Raw genomic sequence first — 15494 nt, forward strand, 5'->3', positions numbered from 1 at the left:
AGGCAGGGCCATATCCTTTACTGAACGGCATAGACCTGTCCGGTCTGTAATCCTTCAACGCTTTTGGCGTAGGCGCGGGCAGCTTTGGCGGCCGGTACAGGTTCAAAGCCACGGAAGTATGGGGCGTAATTGGGCAGCGCCTCAGTGATGACGCCGGGGCTAACGGTGTTGATGCGCAGACCGCGTGGCATCTCAATGGCAGCCGACCTGGCGAAGGAATCAACCGCACCATTCACCATGGCAGCGGAGCTGCCATAGCGTATTGGATCATGGGACAGGATACCGGTGGTCAGGGTGAATGACCCGTTATCAGTAATATAGTCGCGACCGATCAGGACCAGGTTGACCTGTCCCATCAGCTTGTTGCGGATGCCAATTTCATACTTCTCCGCGTCCATCTCCTCGAAGGCACCAAAGTGGACCGCGCCTGTTGCGCTGACGAGCGCGTCGAATTCGCCAACAGAGGACAGTGCAGACCGGATGGAGGCGGGGTCGGTGACGTCGATGGCGAGGTCTTTGCCGTTTCGTCCTGCCTGGATGATGTCATGGCGTTCGCCAAGGTCCGCCACGACGGCTTTACCGATTGTGCCGCTGGCTCCGACAAGGATGATTTTCATGGCTCAAGTCCCTTTCATTTGCTGTTGGTCGCTCTCTGAAAGAGAAATTATTGTTTCTTGTCGAAAAGATAAGGCACTATGTTGTGAACCAATTGTTCACACTGGATGGCCAATATGCATCAGCTTGAACTCATGGCGACTTTCTCCAAAGTCGTGGAAGAGGGGAGCTTTACCAAGGCGGCACAGGCGTTGAACTGCTCCAAGGCGCATGTCAGCCAGCAGGTTTCACGGCTGGAAGAAGGCCTTGGCGTGCAGCTTCTGTTCAGGAGTACCCGCAAGCTCAGCCTGACTGAGGCGGGCGAGACCTATTTGCGGTTCTGCCAGCAGATTGTCGAAACGGCCGATGAGGCGGGGCAGGCGTTGGAAAGCCTGCAAGGGGATGTAACTGGCACGATCCGCATTTCAACCCCGGTCTCGTTTGGAGAGGTTTTCCTCAACGATATCGTTCTGGCCTTTGCCGAAGAGCATCCCCGTACCCGGATTGAACTGGATCTGGATAATCGCATTCGGGATCTGAAAGAAGACAACATTGATGTGGCAATCAGGACAAGCACGCATCTGGATTTCGATCTTGTGGCAATCCCAGTCGGTTCCTGGCGGGAGGTTCTATGCGCAAGCCCGGATTATGTGAAGCGGAACGGTGTGCCGGAAAGCCCGACTGACCTCTATCGTTTTACCTGTCTGGTGAACAGTCACTTCCAGAATAGTACCATCTGGCGGTTTGAGCAGGGCGAGGATTTCATCAATGCGCCAATTGACGGGCGCCTGGCGATCAACAACTTCATACTGCTGAAGCAGGCCGTGCAGGCGGGGGCCGGGATTGCCCGGCTGCCATCCTATCTTGCAAAGCAGGAATTGGAGCGGGGAGAACTGGTTCCCTTACTGGAAGATTTCCAGACCGGCGAATATCCGATCTATGTCGTCTATGCCTATCAAAAGGCTATTCCATTGAAAGTCCGGCGGTTCGTTGACTTTGTCAGGACCTGGTTCGAAACGGAATATTGACGATGCGTCCTAGTGGGCGGGAACCTCAAACCGGTTGAATTCCTCCAACGGCATGGGCTTGCCGTAATAGAAACCTTGTCCCAGGTGAACGCCAACATCATTGACGAGGCAACGGGCCTGTTCCGCAGTTTCAATCCCCTCGGCAATGACTGTCAGGCCCAGCGCCTTGCCCATATCGTTAATGGACTTCGTAAAGCGGACGTCCCGTTCTTTCCCCGGTAATCGGCGAATGAATTCCCGGTCAATTTTCATGATATCCAAGGGGATATCGGTAAGCGTTGCCAGGGTGCTGTAACCGGTGCCGAAATCATCCAGCGCTGTTCTGCTGCCCACATCCCGGAAATGTTCCAGTTGGGCAATCACGACATCGGTGCGGCTGACCAGTTGGGATTCTGTAATCTCCAGCTCAATCCGGTCGGGGTCGATATTCTCGGCTTTGGTGACCTGCGCAAGGCAGTCCGGCACATAGCCGCCAGAAATGCAGGACGGCGACAGGTTGATGCCCACACGAAATTCAGGGCCGCTGCTCTTCATTTTTCCCATGTCGCGGCAAACCTGCTTGATCACCCAGGGTGTGATTTGATGGATGACACCGATGTTTTCCGCGCGTGGAATAAAGACATTCGGCGGCACCATACCCAAGTCATCGCTGTGCCAGCGTAGCAGAGCCTCGGCCCCGGACATTTCTCCCGTCACCAGATTGACCCGTGGTTGATAGACCACAAAGAACTCGTTCTTGTTGACGGCATTCATAAGATGTTGGTCGATGTCGTAATATTGCGCGATCAGCTCTTTGGACTGGGAGGTGAAAACATGGATTTGTTGGACGCTTGGCTCGCTCTTGGCGATTTGTATGAAAGAGGTGTGGAACCGGGCGATATCCGCAATATCGCAATCGAGGCCAAGACTGCCGGGATATTCCAGAATGTAGGCTTTCAGGATCAGGTCAAAAACACGCCCGTCCGGCGTTGTATAGGGTTCGTTCAACCGATGAATCAGATCTTCTGCGAAGCGGCCCAGGCGGGACGGGTCGTGCTCCGGGATAACAGCTGTGATTTCCGCAAGGGTGCGCCCGATAACAGCAGTTTCGGGAAAATAGTCTGCGAGGCGCTGGCTTAGGGAAGTGAGGAGCCAGCGGATATCAGCGGGGGAAAGGGTGCTGCGCGCATTGAAGAGAGGCTCAAGGTCAATGGCGAAAATGTGGAAACCGGACAAGTTTCCCTGCTGGACTGATTGATGTAAGGCCGAAAGGTGCTCGAGAAAGGAATCTCTGGTCAACAGACCGGTTTCATGGTCAACACGCTGCATTTGAACCCCACGGAGAATTGATTGAGATGACTTTAGTCCCGGGGTGTAAAGAAACGGTTAAATAGCAGCGTGTTGACCGGCTTTTATTGGTTACTCGAAGATCGCCCAATAGCCGTATCCAACAATCAATCCCGGTACGGCACTGTAAAGGGTCGCGATGAAGGCCGCGCGCGGTGCAAGCGCAATTGCCGGGAAGAGCGCATCACCATCGTTGCTGATTGCATTGGCCAGTTGTGCCGACATCGGGATGAGGCCATTGACGTACAGGGTGGTTACCACGACTTGCGGGCCGCATCCGGGCAGGAAACCGAGCAGCAGCCCTACCAATGGCATTGCCGGTGCCCAGAGACTGAAGAGGGCTTTTAGATCAATGCCGGAGAAGTGGAGGCCGAGTTCATATGTCAGGAAGGCCAGGACGACCCAGGCAGTGACAAAGTTGGTGTCACCCGCAACCTTGTCGATGATGGTGGCCTGTGTCGTGCCCCGAAGGCAGCCATCCTGCGGGGCGACATTCTGTGACAGGCTCTCTGCGGGTGTTAGTGCCCACATGGCGACGCAAACCACACTGCCCAGCGCACCTAGCCACAGACTGGGAGAAGGGGCTGCCGATATGGACAGGTATTTGTCTATATCCACCTGGAAAGCTGTCAGGATACCCAAGACAGAGCCAGGCAGCAGCAAGGTGATCCAAATCGGTTTCAGGTAGTCGCCGGGGGATTTTGAACCGGTGGCAGAAATGGTTGACTGGTTGCTAGCGGTGGGGGACTGGCGCAGGAAGTCAGGGCCGTGCAGCTTGTCTACGACGATGCCGGTAATGGTGCCGACGACAAAACCGAGAGCGAAGATAGCGAGACTGGTGGAAGGGGCCTGTGCCAGTAAAAGGAAGGCCGCATCGCCCATTGTGGCGGTCAGCACCGCAAGCACGGCGCCGAAAGTAATTTTCCCGCGTACATATTGAGTGACGACAACAATTGCCCCGCCACATCCGGGCAGGGCCCCCAGGAAGGCGGCAACAGGAACCTGCCACCTTTGATTCTTTGTCAGCATGTTGCTTAGGTCAACGCCAAGCCATTTCTCCACGCCGTAGTAGAGGGCCAGTGTCATGGCGACGAAGGTGGTTACCTGGATATAGGCGTCCGCGAGAGCGGCAAGGACGATCTGGCGCGCCTCCACCGATTGGGATGCAATCAGGCCAACAAGGGCTGCCACCAGCGACATCCAGAGAATTCTTTTCTGAAGGTGTTTCGCCGACCAGTTCCAGGCATTGAGTGCAACGGTTGTCATGGCATTCTCTATATGCAAATAAGAATCACTATTAATAAAATATAGTACACAGATCGCTTATGTTAAAGACGGTTTTTTGACTAACAGTTATCTAATTTATCGAATTGACCGGGGGGACTTACACCAAAACAGTTGAGCCTTGCGCAGTCGCATGCCACAGTCGGCGCAAACGAATTGGGGGGAATATGAAAGAACATTTTCAACGCTTTGCCCGCTATAACATCTGGGCAAACAACCGGCTGTTTGATGCTGTCAACGCATTGCCGGATGAAGAGTATTTCCGGGATTTATACGGCTTCTTCGGTTCAATCCATGGAACCTTGAACCATATTCTGGTCGGTGACCGGGCGTGGTTGAGGCGGATGGAAGGCGAGGGGCCGGTTGTTCAGTCCCTTGATCAGGAACTATACGCCGACCTGCCGACGTTGCGTGAAGCGCGTCAGCAGGAGGATAAACGCATCCAAAGTCTGGTTGAGACTACAGATGCACAGGGATTTGACCGGATTGTGTCTTACCGCAATATGGCTGGCGAGGCGCATGCCTATCCACTATCCATGCTGCTGACCCATTTATTCAACCACCACACCCATCACCGGGGACAGGTACATCAGATGCTGAGCCAACTGGGGCAAAATCCGCCGCCCCTGGACCTGATCTATTTCATGATTGAGGAAACTGCGGTGGCAGGGGAATGATCCCTGACCTGTGTCCTTAGCCAGTCCTTGAAGACACACACTTTCGGATCGTCACAGCGGTCCTGTTCATGGATGATGTAGTAAGCACGTCCGGGGTTCAAACTCTGGGGGTGGATTTTAACGAGCTGTCCTGTGGCAAGGCCGTCGGCGATCGTGTGCATTGGCAGCAGGCCAATCCCGAGACCCGCCCGTACCGCCTCGATCAACATGAAGAAATGCTCAAAGCTGTGGCCGTCCTCTGGTTCTGTTTCAAGGCCCGCCGCATTGAACCAGGCGCGCCAGCTTCCGGGGCGTGTGCTGTGGTGCAGCAAGGGGAAGTCCCGGATTACCTCAAGGGGTAGGGGCACGCTCTCCGCAGCCAGATACTCTGCTGCAGCCACAGGCACCAAGGTTTCTTCCATCAGTTTTTCTGCTGCCAGACCCGGCCAGTTGCCGTCGCCGAAAAAGAGGCCCAGGTCAATTTGTCCGCCATGAAGGTCCGGTTCGCGATTGGGGGTGGCGAAGTTCACCTCCAGGGTTTTCAAGCGAATACGGATTTCCGGATGGCCTTCCTGAAACTGCGGCAGACGCGGGATCAGCCAGCGTTCCGCCAACGTCGGCAGCGCGCCGATGGTCAGGTCGCCGCCATGTCCACCATGGGCCAACAGATCAACCGTGGCCGCCTCCATGCGGTCGAGGGCGGCAGAGAGGGGTGGAAGATAGGCCCGGCCTGCCTCTGTCAACTGCAGGCGTTTTCTGACGCGATCGAACAGGGGTATCCCCAAATAGCTTTCCAGTCCGGCAACCTGTTGGCTGATTGCTCCGGGGGTGACGCACAGATCGTCTGCGGCCTTGGAAAAACTTCCCAGCCTTGCCGCGGCTTCGAAGGCGCGTAGGGCATTAAGCGGTGGTGTGCTTTTTCTCATTTAGAAAAACTATCGAAAATAGGAAAATATCTGGTTTGATAACTTAAAAGACGGAGTTTATCTAACAATAAAGAGAAACTTGGATTAGGATTGATGCAATGGCAATGCCTCCCTTTCATTTAGCTTTTCCCATTCGTGACCTGGAGGAGACCCGCCGGTTCTATGTGGACCTTGTTGGTTGCACGGTCGGTCGGGAAGCTGAAAAATGGATCGACTTCGACTTTTTCGGCCACCAGATTTCCGCCCATGTGAAACCGGATGAGTGCGATCTCGCTAAAACCAACGAGGTTGACGGCGATAACGTCCCGGTCCGGCATTTCGGGGCAGTCCTGCCCTGGGACAAATGGGAGGCGCTGGCGGAAGTCTTTCGTGAGGCGGGGGTCGCATTCCTGATCGGCCCGCGCGTTCGTTTTGAAGGCGAGCCAGGCGAACAGGGAACCTTCTTTGTCCGTGATCCATCCGGAAACGGTCTTGAATTTAAGTCATTCAGAAACCCGGAAAGCCTTTTTGCGACTGAATAAGGCCTTTTGAATCCGGCTGGACTATGGCTGTAATGGGGGATCAGGAAAGGATCCCCCATGGCACCCAAAAACCGCGAAGAAATTCATGAAGCAAAGGAAAAAGACGCCAAGCTCGACCTGGCAGAACTGGGTAAGGCCGGTGGCTTTATGGGCGGTGGTAATGCCGAGGCCGCAACGGAACGCAATAAAGAGCTGATGAAGCAGGCGGAAGAGGGATACCAGGGGACGATTTCAGGGCCATGGGGCAAGCGTTTTCTGCTCCTGTTCCTGGCTGTGCTAGGTGTTTTTCTCGTTGTCCGTATCCTGAGCGGGTATGAATGACCTTTTTTGTTTTGCCAAAGATGCTTATAACCTCAGAGGCCGCCTTGCGCGGCCTTTACGTTCTGAATTTGTATGACAAACGGTGAGAGAAATGACGACGCAACAGAAAATACGGATCGGCGTGTTGGGTGCCAGCGGTTATACCGGTGCCGAACTGCTCCGACTGCTGCACAATCATCCCAACGCAGAAATCGCGTTTCTCACCGCAAACCGATATGCCGGTCAGACAATGGCGGATGTGTTTCCGCATCTGGCCTTTATGGACCTGCCGAAGCTGATTTCCATTGAGGAAGCGGATTGGAGCCAGGCGGATGTGATTTTCTGTGGCCTGCCGCATGGCACGACCCAGGAAGTGATCTCTAAAGTCATGGCCGAAGCGCCGGATAAAAAGATCGTCGATCTGTCTGCCGATTTCCGGCTGGCGGACCTGGACACCTATGCGGAATGGTATGGTCATGCCCATCAGGCACCAGACCTGCAGGCCGAGGCGGTTTACGGTCTGACAGAAATTCACCGGGCCGATATTGCCAAGGCGCGCCTGATCGGCAACCCGGGGTGTTATACTACGACCTCTCAGCTTCCCCTGATTCCGCTGATCGAAGCGGGGCTGATCGAGGCAGACGGCATCATTATCGATGCCAAGTCCGGCGTGACCGGCGCAGGCCGCGCGGAAAAGCAGGCAAACCTGCATGCGGAAATCTCGGAAGGTATTCACGCCTATGCGATTGCCAAGCATCGCCATGCCTGTGAGATCGAACAGGAGATTATCCGCGCCAATGGCGGCAAGGACGTTCGTGTCTGCTTTACGCCGCATCTGATGCCGATGAACCGCGGTATTCTGGCAACCTGCTATGTGACGCTGGCTGGTGGTGCGAAGTCTCATGAGGACCTGCATGAATGCCTGTCCAAACGCTATGGCGATGAGCCCTTTGTTCATGTCACGCCGCTGGGTGAGGCCCCTGCCACGCGTCATGTGCGCGGAACCAACCAATGCCGGATCGGCGTGTTTGCTGACCGTGTGCCGGGGCGGGCGATCCTGGTATCGGTGACGGACAACCTTGTTAAAGGTGCATCCGGTCAGGCGATCCAGAATATGAACGTGATGTGCGGTCTGCCGGAAACGGCCGGCCTGGATCTCGTGGCAATGTTCCCATAAGAGCGGGGGACCATGGAGCATACGGAACAGCTTCGTGATCTTGTAATGGCGGACCCCTGGCGGGTCCGCTGTTTGTCTGTACTTCGGGACGTCATGCCGGATGTCTGGATCGGCGCCGGTTTCGTCAGAAACCTGGTCTGGGACTGGCTGGGAGGGCCGATACGGCTTCCGCTGGATGACGTTGATATTGTCTATTTCGACCGTCAGGATATCGACGAGGCGACGGAAAAGACCTTTGAAACTGTATTGAGAAACGCGGCCCCGGACATTCCGTGGTCGGTCAAAAATCAGGCGCGTATGCATCTGAAGCATGGCGACGATCCCTATCGGGATCTGGTCGATGGTCTTGGGCACTGGCTTGAGACGGCTACTACGGTATCCGTGCGGTTTGATGGGCAAAACCAGATGGAGATTCTGGGCCCCTATGGACTGCAGGACCTTATGGCCGGTATTTTGAGACCGACGGCGTCCGGCTACCAGCGCCTTGGTCATTTGCGACGGCGGGCCGAAGACAAGGGCTGGTTACGCCGTTGGCCGCATGTAAAGTTTTTGTCGGACGATCCCGCCATGTCCCTGTCACCTTTTAAGGTTAAAGTGCCACTATGATAACAGCGCGACCATTTTATTATCTTCGTCACGGTGAAACGGACTGGAACCGTGAAGGCCGTATGCAGGGCAGTGCGGATATTCCCCTCAATGAGACCGGGATGGCACAGGCCGAACGCGCACGTGACCTGCTGAAGGGTATCGAGATTAGCCGTATTGTCTGCAGTCCGCTGCAGCGTGCACGACAGACGGCTGAAATCGTCAATCGTGAATTGCAATTGCCGATCACCTATATCGACAATCTGCGCGAGGCGCATTTTGGCGTGCAGGAGGGGACTATGATGGGCGACTGGTTCCATCAATGGCGCCTCGGTGCGGATATTGAAGAGGCCGAACCCTGCGATGTTTTCATTGAACGGTCGCGTCGTGCCATCAACGAAGCGATCGAAGAAGGTGAGGGGACGCCGCTTATCGTTGCCCATGGCGCGGTCTACTGGGCAGTAAAGCGGTATTGCCGTGTTTTCGATGATATTCCCCTGCCGAACAGTGTTCCTGTTTTTCATGAGCCCATCGGGCGTCGCAATCTGCCCTGGCGGGCGAAATTCCTTGAAGAGGCAGAAACGGAAACTATCCCGGTTTAGGCGCCTCACTGGTCCTGAATAGCCTAACTGCCGCCTCATTTCAGCCTGAATCACGGTGCGATAATTCTCGCAGTGAATGTGAGGAGAGTGTAATGATCGGGGTGTATGATTCAGGTTCTGGCGGACTGACGGTTTTACGAGCCTTGCGCCGTGCCTTGCCGCAAGTCGACTTTGTCTATTTTGGTGACCATGCCTTCGCTCCCTATGGGGAAAAGGACTTGGGCAACCTCTATGACCGGGGCTGCCATAGCGTTGATTTCCTGTTCCGTCAGGGATGCTCGCTCGTGGTGGTTGCCTGCAATACTTCTGCGGCGACTGTACTGCGGCCCATTCAGCAGAACTGGTTGGCTGAAAGGCATCCTGACAAGCGTGTGCTGGGTGTCTTTGTCCCGTTGATTGAACAAATCACCGGGGTCGCATGGAGTCAGAAGAAACCGCGGCCTGCCCCCAGAAAAACGGTCGCTGTTTTCGCAACAGCGCGAACGGTTTCCTGCAATGCGTTGGGGGAGGAAGTATTCCGCCGGGCACGTGGCGTTCATCTGGTGCCGCAAAGCTGTCCGGCCCTGGCTGCGGCCATAGAAGACGATGCCTGTCCCGATGTGTTGGACAGCCTGGTTGCCACCTATGTCAGGCGGCTACAGCGGCAATGTCGCGACAATCTGGATGAAGTTGTGTTGGGCTGCACCCATTATCCGCTGGTCAGTGAAATGTTTCGCCGTCATCTTACTGCCAACACAGTAGTCTTGAGCCAGCCGGATATCGTGGCGCACAGTCTGGAAAATTATATCCGCCGCAATACAACTCTCGGGCTGGTGAGTGAGGGAAAGGGCGAACTGACCTGTTTCACATCCGGAGACCCCAGACGGGCCCATAGGGCAGCTCGTCGCTTTCTCGGCCAGGACCTGTCTTTCGGGCAGGCGGCCTAACCGGGTGACGAAAACAGTAACTGAGGCTATAACCCATTAGTTTTGCAACTTGGGACATGGTTATGCCGAAGAATATCCTGCCTTTCGAAGAATTTTCGCCGATTATCCATGAAACGGCCTTTGTCGCGCCCTCGGCGGATATAATCGGAAATGTGGAAGTCGGGGCGGATAGCGGGATCTGGTATGGCTGTGTCCTGCGCGGTGATGTGAATGAAATCCGCATTGGCGCGCGCACAAATATCCAGGATGGTACGATCATCCATGTGGCAACCCATGGTCAGGGTACTTATATCGGTGACGACGTATCCGTCGGGCATATGGCGATTATCCACGCCTGTACTCTGGAAAGCGGTTCTTTCGTCGGGATGAAGGCCTGCGTCATGGACGGTGCTCTTGTCGAAAGCGGGGCGATGGTTGCTGCCGGTGCGCTGGTGCCACCTGGCCGTGTTGTGAAATCCGGCGAGCTATGGGCCGGCGTGCCTGCAAAGGCGATACGCGAATTGGGCGCGCAGGACAAACAGATGATGGAATGGACTGCACCCCACTATGTTACATTGGCAAAGCGTCACAAGGAGAGCCAGACATGAGAAAAAGAAAGTCGCCAAAACGGCGAAGTATGGAAGCAGTTGTGCTGCAGCATTTCAAACCAAAGCGCAAACCCTCCCTTAAGGTCTACAGTCGCAAGGCGAAACATGGCAAAGCCTCCCGAAAGTGGGAGGCTTTCGATTTTTTGGTAAGGGCTGTGGCTTTATTGTCCGCCTACCGCATTGGGAAAATAGGCCGTGATCGTTGTTCCTTCGCCCTGTTTGCTGGCAACCGTTAACTTGCCTCCCTGTAATTCCACAAACTGCTTGGCAAGCGGCAGGCCGAGGCCGGTTCCTTCTGATTTCTTGGAAAGATAGTCGGTTTCGACCTGGCCGAAGAGGGACAGTGCGACCGCGATATCCTCTTTGCTCATGCCGATCCCCGTGTCGGTGACAGATATTTTCAGGGCGCTGTGGGTGGCTTCCAACTGGATTGTAACGGTGCCGCCCGGAGAAAATTTAATCGCGTTGTGAACCAGATTGGTCAGGGTCTGTCGTATGCGCAGATGATCCAGTTGGACAATGGGAAAGTCCTGGGGATTGATCTGCAGTTTCAGGGTTACGGATTCAATCTGCGCTTTTATTGCCAGCTCCTCCAGCACCTCATGGGCAACTGCCGGAAGATTGCAGTCTGATATATCCAGTTCAAGCTTGCCTGTCTCGATCCGTGAGAGGTCGAGAATCTCGTTGATCAGGTGCAGCAGATGCTGCCCGCTTTTTCGAATATGAGAGGCATAGTCTCGATATTTCTCCGGGATCTTTCCGTGGATTTCCTCATCCATCATTTCCGCGAAACCCAGAATTGCATTGAGAGGGGTGCGTAACTCATGGCTCATATTCGCCAGGAAAGTCGATTTTGCCCTATTCGCACGCTCTGCCTCGTCGCGGGCCTGGCGGAGTTGTTCCTGGTAGCTTTTGCGACGCGTAATATCTTCCGCGACCGTTACAAAATAGTCCGGGTTTCCGTGACTATCCCGGACAAGCGTTACGGTGACCAGGCACCAGATGATCCGATTACTGGCCGCAACATAACGTTTTTCCAAGGTATAGCTGTGTAGGCCGGGTGGGGAGGAAAGGGCGCGCTCCATGGCCTCCCTGCTTTTGTCCCAGTCGGCGGGGAAGGTGATATCGCGTACGGACATGACTTGCAGGTCGCCGGTACTGTACTCAAGCATGTCGCAGAGCTTCTGATTGGCGAGTTTCAGGTCGCCATTCGTCTCGATGTAAGCGATGCCAACGCCTGCATTGTCAAAGGTCGCCTGGATCTGTTGTTGCTGTTCGGTAAGTTGTTTTTCGGCAAGGCGGTGTTCCAACTCGGCCGCGGCGCGCACCGCGACAATCTGCAATACGGTATTCAGCAGGGTCGTATTGCCAAGTGGTTCGCTGTTGATAAGGGAAATCAGGCCAAGTATCTCACCTTGGGAATTCCACAAAGGCACGCCGATGTAGGAAGCCGCCCCCATATCGGCCAGCATCCTGTCGTTGGGAAAATGCTCCTGGATATTCGTTGGATAGCAACAGATGTTTTGATTGCTGACGGACTCGCAGGGTGTTCCGGCCAAAGAATAGGTTATGGGTGGCAGAACGTCGTTTCCCCGGACCAGGGCAATAGTTTCAACATCGGTCGGGGGAGTTCCGATTGCCCTGCCGATCAGGGCGTATCGGACATTCAATGTTGATGTGAGATACAGGCAAAGCGCGGTCAGGAAATCTCCCTCGCTTTCCTTCCAGCCGCGCTGTGCGATGAAATAAAGCGTCCGGTCAATGATCTCCCGATCACTTTCGTTGTTTGTTGCGGTTAACCCCGATTTGTTCTTCTGGCCCATCAAGACGCGACAGTTTCATCCCACGAAATACGCGTATCAGTCCGCGCTTCTAGCAAGATACTAGAAAATAATAGTAGCCTATCTTCCTATCGAAGGGAATAAACCAGCCGGGGCCGGATGATGCCCCGTCTGTCTATTCCGTTCGCATTTTTACAAAGCTTCCAGGTGCATCTTCCAGAACCTTCAGCTTTCCGTCGCCGGGTTGCCGGGCGGTCACTTTCGTACCGGCCTTTCTGGCAATCCATTTTTGCCACTCAGGCCACCAGGACCCGCTGTGTTCCTTGGCTGTTGCAAGCCATTCATCAGGAGTTTTCGGTGACCTCGTATTGGTCCAATAGCCATACTTTATCTTGTCACCCGGTGGGTTGATGACCCCCGCGATATGGCCGGACCCGGCAAGCACGAACTTGTTGTTACCCCGGTAGGTGGATATCGCGCGGTAAGTCGCTTCCCAGGGGGCGATATGGTCTTCGCGTGTGGACAGGATAAACGTTGGTATCTCTATCTTACGCAGATCAATCGGTTCGCCGAGAAGTTCGATTTCCCCCGGTTTTATCAGCCTGTTCTCCTGGTACATATTCCGCAGGTAAAAACTGTGCATGGCGGCTGGCATGCGGGTGGAATCGGAATTCCAGTAAAGCAGGTCAAAGGGAAACGGCTGCCGTCCCATCAGATAATTGTTCACGACAAAAGACCAGATCAGGTCGTTGGCGCGGAGCATGTTGAACGTGGTCGCCATTTCGCTGCCGTCGAGATAACCGCGCTCATGCATCAGATGCTCGAGATGCTCCAGTTGTTCCTCATCGATGAAAATCGACAGCTCACCGGCATCTTCAAAATCGACCATCGTGGTGAAGAAGGTCGCTGATTTTATGCGCTTGTCGTCCTTTGCGGCCATATAGGCAAGCGTCGCGGACAGGAGGGTTCCGCCGAGGCAATAACCGATCGCGTTGACTTCCGTTTCCCCGGTCGCCTTTTCGATGGCATCCAGGGCCGCAAAGGGGCCGTCGAGCATATAATCTTCGAAGGTCTTGTTCGCGAGGTTTCTGTCCGGATTGACCCAGGAAATGATAAAGACCGTATGGCCCTGGCTGACGGCCCAACGAATGAAGGAGTTCTTTTCTTTCAGGTCCAGGATGTAGAATTTGTTGATCCAGGGAGGCACGATCAGCAGGGGGCGTTTGTAAACCTGCTCTGTCGTCGGGGTATATTGGATCAGTTGCATCAGCTCGTTCTGATAGACAACCTTGCCCGGTGTCGTTGCTATATTCACGCCAACCTCGAAGGCTTCGGGATCGGTCATTGATATCTTGAGACGGCCTTTGCCCCGGTCGATGTCATTAAGCAGATTTTGCAGGCCGTTGACGAGATTTTCACCACGGCTGTCCAGTGTTTCCTTGAGTGCCGTAGGGTTTGTCATCAGGAAATTGGTTGGCGCCAGCGCATGAGCAAACTGATTGGTATAAAATTCGACTTTCTTGGCGTGCTTCTCATCCAATCCTTCCAGGTCATGGACCGATTCCTGCAAGAAGCGGGCAGTAAGCAGGTAGGACTGTTTGATGAAATCAAAAAGCGTGTTCTGCTCCCAGGTCTCATCCTTGAAGCGCTTGTCGCCCTGATCCGGTTCTATGACAGGTCCCGTTTCGTCGCCGAACATGCGTTGAGTGGTGGTTTGCCAGAGGGCCATATAATCCTGCCAAAAGCGCCCCTGAGCCTCCATGAGCGTCTGCGGATTTGTCAGCATGGCCTGCGTCATGTGGAAGAAGGCCTGCCCGATATTCAGCGGGTCTGGGTGGCCGGTTGCCGCATTTTGGCCGCTTTGCTGGTGTTCAAGGAAGTTAGCAACCAGTTGCTGACTGCGTTCGGCGACGTCAGACATCATATGGGTCCATTCGACCGGGTCAGGCCAGGTATCCCGGGAGTTATTTTGTTCGCTCATGCACATCTCCCTTCCAATCACTGTATCCTAAGCATTTAGAGTAGAATGCTATTTCCCATATTCAAAGGAAGAAAATTGACGTGTATATGACAGTCTGGCCTGAGTGTGATGAGAATATAGCAAGTGTGTTGCGGCAAGGGCGGCGCTTGCCTATGATGCGCCGTCGAATGAATGGGGGTTGGCCAGGGCTGTGCTATGTCCCAACTACCAACACAGTTCTTTTGAAGCGGGATCGAAATGGTGTCTGATTATAAGAAAGTTCTAGCCTGCGTCGGATTGGCCCTGATGGTGCAGGGATGTGAGACATCCGAATGGATCTCGAAAGCAAATCCAACCAATTGGTTTGAAGACGAAAAAGAAAAACCGGCGAAGGATGCGGAAGCCAAGACCGTGCCGGGTGAAGGCGAAGACTTTCCTGCAATCGGATCGGTGCCCGAACGTCCGCAGACACCGGACATCAAGGAAGACTATGAAGAGCTGAAATCCGGCCTGATCGCGGACATGGAAAATGCTCATCATACGGACCAGGTGATTCGTAGCGGTACCTATCCTGAGCGCTCGTTGCAGGGGTCGACGTCAAACCTCGTTGGTCAGGCGGAACAGACTCCGGAGGAACCGCCGGTTGCGTCGTCGGTGAAGCCCGCGCCGTCTGCAGTTGAGCCGACACAGGCACCTGCCGTCGTTGCCGCCGGTCCGGTTCGTGAACAGCCACAGCCTGCACCGTCCGCCGAGCCTCTGGCCTCCGCGTCCTCGCCGCAAAAGGCAATGACGCCGCCGCCCAGCCCGGAACCCAGCGCCCGCACCAGTGCCGCGCAACCCCAGGTCGCGCAGGCAGAACCACAAGCTGCCGTTGCCGGTAAACATGTGGCCAATATCTATTTTGGTGATGGGCAGACCCAGTTGTCCTCCCATGACCGCGAGGTTGTCGGCCAGATCGTGGCGCTTTACCGCGAACAGAACGGTAAAGGCATCAAGGTGGTCGGCCACTCGAGTTCCTCGGCTGGCACCAAGAACAAGACCCGTGCCGGGCTTGTGAATTTCAAAGTCAGCCTGGACCGCGCCAGTGCGGTTGCCGCCGAACTGGTACGCCGTGGCGTGCCCAAGTCGGTGATCCAGGTAGATGCCCGTGGTGAAGCTCAGCCGCTTTACACTGGCAACACCAAACAGGCCCAGGCCTACAACCGTCGCGCAGAAGTTTTCATCCTGTATAAGTAAATAAC

At 54.9% G+C, this 15494-nt stretch carries 16 protein-coding genes; 10 read left to right on the forward strand and 6 right to left on the reverse strand.

Annotation, left to right across the window (positions count from 1 at the left end):
• Window positions 1-17 precede the first annotated feature (17 nt).
• Window positions 18-617: a short chain dehydrogenase gene (locus IF205_RS12095; protein ID WP_259779623.1), complete on the reverse strand. Its 600-nt coding sequence runs from the start codon at window positions 615-617 to the stop codon at window positions 18-20.
• A gap of 114 nt (window positions 618-731) precedes the next feature.
• Here IF205_RS12095 and IF205_RS12100 point away from each other — a divergent pair, with 114 nt between their 5' ends.
• Window positions 732-1622: a LysR family transcriptional regulator gene (locus tag IF205_RS12100; protein WP_259779624.1), complete on the forward strand. Its 891-nt coding sequence runs from the start codon at window positions 732-734 to the stop codon at window positions 1620-1622.
• 9 nt (window positions 1623-1631) lie between these two features.
• On the opposite strand, the gene IF205_RS12105 is transcribed toward IF205_RS12100, so the two are convergent.
• Window positions 1632-2837: a putative bifunctional diguanylate cyclase/phosphodiesterase gene (locus tag IF205_RS12105; protein ID WP_259779625.1), complete on the reverse strand. Its 1206-nt coding sequence runs from the start codon at window positions 2835-2837 to the stop codon at window positions 1632-1634.
• 183 nt (window positions 2838-3020) lie between these two features.
• Window positions 3021-4214, reverse strand: coding sequence for a putative manganese transporter (locus tag IF205_RS12110; protein WP_259779626.1), 1194 nt, complete (start codon window positions 4212-4214; stop codon window positions 3021-3023).
• Between the two features lie 185 nt (window positions 4215-4399).
• Between IF205_RS12110 and IF205_RS12115 the strand changes: the two genes are divergently transcribed.
• Window positions 4400-4909, forward strand: coding sequence for a DinB family protein (locus IF205_RS12115; protein ID WP_259779627.1), 510 nt, complete (start codon window positions 4400-4402; stop codon window positions 4907-4909).
• On the opposite strand, the gene IF205_RS12120 is transcribed toward IF205_RS12115, so the two are convergent.
• The gene (locus IF205_RS12120) at window positions 4870-5814 is read right to left on the reverse strand and encodes a LysR substrate-binding domain-containing protein (RefSeq protein WP_259779628.1); all 945 of its coding nucleotides are present in this window, start codon (window positions 5812-5814) and stop codon (window positions 4870-4872) included. The two genes, IF205_RS12115 and IF205_RS12120, sit on opposite strands and share 40 nt — an antisense overlap.
• A gap of 98 nt (window positions 5815-5912) precedes the next feature.
• Here IF205_RS12120 and IF205_RS12125 point away from each other — a divergent pair, with 98 nt between their 5' ends.
• From IF205_RS12125 to IF205_RS12155, 7 genes are all read left to right on the forward strand, one after another.
• Window positions 5913-6335, forward strand: a complete 423-nt coding sequence (locus IF205_RS12125) for a VOC family protein (protein ID WP_259779629.1) — start codon at window positions 5913-5915, stop codon at window positions 6333-6335.
• 57 nt (window positions 6336-6392) lie between these two features.
• Window positions 6393-6656, forward strand: coding sequence for a hypothetical protein (locus tag IF205_RS12130; protein ID WP_259779630.1), 264 nt, complete (start codon window positions 6393-6395; stop codon window positions 6654-6656).
• 91 nt (window positions 6657-6747) lie between these two features.
• Window positions 6748-7812: an N-acetyl-gamma-glutamyl-phosphate reductase gene (gene argC / locus IF205_RS12135; RefSeq protein WP_259779631.1), complete on the forward strand. Its 1065-nt coding sequence runs from the start codon at window positions 6748-6750 to the stop codon at window positions 7810-7812.
• 12 nt (window positions 7813-7824) lie between these two features.
• A complete protein-coding gene (locus IF205_RS12140; RefSeq protein WP_259779632.1) occupies window positions 7825-8418 on the forward strand; it encodes a nucleotidyltransferase family protein in 594 nt (197 codons plus the stop codon).
• Complete coding sequence (locus tag IF205_RS12145; RefSeq protein ID WP_259779633.1) at window positions 8415-8999, forward strand: histidine phosphatase family protein; 585 nt, start codon at window positions 8415-8417, stop codon at window positions 8997-8999. Before IF205_RS12140 ends, IF205_RS12145 begins: the two co-directional genes overlap by 4 nt.
• 92 nt (window positions 9000-9091) lie before the next feature.
• Window positions 9092-9925: a glutamate racemase gene (locus tag IF205_RS12150; protein ID WP_259779634.1), complete on the forward strand. Its 834-nt coding sequence runs from the start codon at window positions 9092-9094 to the stop codon at window positions 9923-9925.
• A gap of 62 nt (window positions 9926-9987) precedes the next feature.
• A complete protein-coding gene (locus IF205_RS12155; RefSeq protein WP_259779635.1) occupies window positions 9988-10512 on the forward strand; it encodes a gamma carbonic anhydrase family protein in 525 nt (174 codons plus the stop codon).
• Window positions 10513-10673: 161 nt separating this feature from the next.
• Here the strand turns inward: IF205_RS12155 and IF205_RS12160 are convergent, their stop codons facing one another.
• Window positions 10674-12335, reverse strand: a complete 1662-nt coding sequence (locus IF205_RS12160; RefSeq protein ID WP_259779636.1) for a GAF domain-containing sensor histidine kinase — start codon at window positions 12333-12335, stop codon at window positions 10674-10676.
• Window positions 12336-12468: 133 nt separating this feature from the next.
• Entirely contained in the window at window positions 12469-14274 is a 1806-nt protein-coding gene (locus tag IF205_RS12165) for a PHA/PHB synthase family protein (RefSeq protein WP_259779637.1), read from the reverse strand.
• Window positions 14275-14511: 237 nt separating this feature from the next.
• Between IF205_RS12165 and IF205_RS12170 the strand changes: the two genes are divergently transcribed.
• Entirely contained in the window at window positions 14512-15489 is a 978-nt protein-coding gene (locus IF205_RS12170) for an OmpA family protein (protein WP_259779638.1), read from the forward strand.
• Window positions 15490-15494 lie beyond the last annotated feature (5 nt).

Origin of the sequence: Aestuariispira ectoiniformans (assembly GCF_025136295.1) — a bacterium.
In the GTDB taxonomy this organism is placed as follows: domain Bacteria; phylum Pseudomonadota; class Alphaproteobacteria; order UBA8366; family Aestuariispiraceae; genus Aestuariispira_A; species Aestuariispira_A ectoiniformans.

Bases quoted from the DNA above. Each gene is read 5' to 3' on its own strand.
- IF205_RS12095 (WP_259779623.1), bottom strand. From the start codon at position 617: ATGAAAATCATCCTTGTCGGAGCCAGCGGCACAATCGGTAAAGCCGTC.
- IF205_RS12100 (WP_259779624.1), top strand. From the start codon at position 732: ATGCATCAGCTTGAACTCATGGCGACTTTCTCCAAAGTCGTGGAAGAG.
- IF205_RS12110 (WP_259779626.1), bottom strand. From the start codon at position 4,214: ATGACAACCGTTGCACTCAATGCCTGGAACTGGTCGGCGAAACACCTT.
- IF205_RS12115 (WP_259779627.1), top strand. From the start codon at position 4,400: ATGAAAGAACATTTTCAACGCTTTGCCCGCTATAACATCTGGGCAAAC.
- IF205_RS12120 (WP_259779628.1), bottom strand. From the start codon at position 5,814: ATGAGAAAAAGCACACCACCGCTTAATGCCCTACGCGCCTTCGAAGCC.
- IF205_RS12125 (WP_259779629.1), top strand. From the start codon at position 5,913: ATGGCAATGCCTCCCTTTCATTTAGCTTTTCCCATTCGTGACCTGGAG.
- IF205_RS12130 (WP_259779630.1), top strand. From the start codon at position 6,393: ATGGCACCCAAAAACCGCGAAGAAATTCATGAAGCAAAGGAAAAAGAC.
- argC (WP_259779631.1), top strand. From the start codon at position 6,748: ATGACGACGCAACAGAAAATACGGATCGGCGTGTTGGGTGCCAGCGGT.
- IF205_RS12140 (WP_259779632.1), top strand. From the start codon at position 7,825: ATGGAGCATACGGAACAGCTTCGTGATCTTGTAATGGCGGACCCCTGG.
- IF205_RS12145 (WP_259779633.1), top strand. From the start codon at position 8,415: ATGATAACAGCGCGACCATTTTATTATCTTCGTCACGGTGAAACGGAC.
- IF205_RS12150 (WP_259779634.1), top strand. From the start codon at position 9,092: ATGATCGGGGTGTATGATTCAGGTTCTGGCGGACTGACGGTTTTACGA.
- IF205_RS12155 (WP_259779635.1), top strand. From the start codon at position 9,988: ATGCCGAAGAATATCCTGCCTTTCGAAGAATTTTCGCCGATTATCCAT.
- IF205_RS12160 (WP_259779636.1), bottom strand. From the start codon at position 12,335: ATGGGCCAGAAGAACAAATCGGGGTTAACCGCAACAAACAACGAAAGT.
- IF205_RS12165 (WP_259779637.1), bottom strand. From the start codon at position 14,274: ATGAGCGAACAAAATAACTCCCGGGATACCTGGCCTGACCCGGTCGAA.
- IF205_RS12170 (WP_259779638.1), top strand. From the start codon at position 14,512: ATGGTGTCTGATTATAAGAAAGTTCTAGCCTGCGTCGGATTGGCCCTG.